Raw genomic sequence first — 866 nt, 5'->3', positions numbered from 1 at the left:
CTCATGACAAAAATGATACACACCATGATCCGAGTACGCGATCTGGACCGTTCCCTACAATTTTACCGCGACGCACTTGAGCTAGAGATCAAAGACCAATACGTTTTTGATGGTTTCTCCCTAACCTATCTAGCAAATGAAGAAACAGGCTTTGAATTAGAACTTACCCACAACCACGACCAAAGCGAACCTTATACTCACGGTTCTGGTTACGGCCACCTTGCCGTTAGCGTGGACGACATCGAACAAGCTCACAAACGAATTAAATCTCTAGGTATTGAAGCAGGTGACATCAAAGCGTTTGACCACCAGCAAAAACACCTAGCGACCTTCTTTTTTGTCACCGATCCTGACGGTTACAAAATTGAGTTCCTGCAACGACAGGGACGCTACCTATAACTAAAACCGATAATTAAAAAAGAGTAAAAATTATGATTCACTTGACTGCTACCTTTCACGCACAACTGGGGAAAGAACAACAACTGAAAGAAGTGCTAACCCAAGCGCTTGAGCCAACTCGTAATGAAGAAGGTTGTGTTCGTTATCAGTTGTTCCAAGATAAAGACAACGCGAGCCACTTCGTTTTTCAAGAGCAATTTAAAGACCAAGAAGCGTTCGAATTTCACGGTAAAACTGAGCACTTTGCACGTTTGATCAACCAGATTGAAAACTTGCTTGAATGCGAACCGAAGTTAGCGTTCTTTAACGAACTGTAAGACACAAAACTTACCGCAAATAAAAAGGCACTCTTTATCGAGTGCCTTTTCGTATTTGGATAACACGCAATTACGCGTCTTTTTTCTCCACCATGTGCAAATGCACATCTTGTTGTGGGAAAGGAATCGAAATGCCTTCGCGATCAAAGC

Annotated in this window: 2 protein-coding genes; both read left to right on the top strand. The window is 42.5% G+C overall.

What is annotated here, in order from left to right:
• Window positions 1-3: 3 nt before the first annotated feature.
• Window positions 4-399 (top strand): VOC family protein, encoded by a 396-nt coding sequence (locus R8N49_RS25905; protein ID WP_005460098.1) that lies wholly within the window; start codon window positions 4-6, stop codon window positions 397-399.
• A gap of 32 nt (window positions 400-431) precedes the next feature.
• Window positions 432-716: a putative quinol monooxygenase gene (locus R8N49_RS25900; RefSeq protein WP_020838681.1), complete on the top strand. Its 285-nt coding sequence runs from the start codon at window positions 432-434 to the stop codon at window positions 714-716.
• Window positions 717-866 lie beyond the last annotated feature (150 nt).

Source organism: Vibrio sp. 1978, from assembly GCF_033344345.1.
The sequence above is the reverse complement of the archived record's forward strand: the minus strand, read 5'-3'. Positions and strand labels throughout refer to the sequence as shown.

Coding starts and splice junctions, on each gene's coding strand:
- R8N49_RS25905 (WP_005460098.1), top strand. CDS start 4: ATGACAAAAATGATACACACCATGATCCGAGTACGCGATCTGGACCGT.
- R8N49_RS25900 (WP_020838681.1), top strand. CDS start 432: ATGATTCACTTGACTGCTACCTTTCACGCACAACTGGGGAAAGAACAA.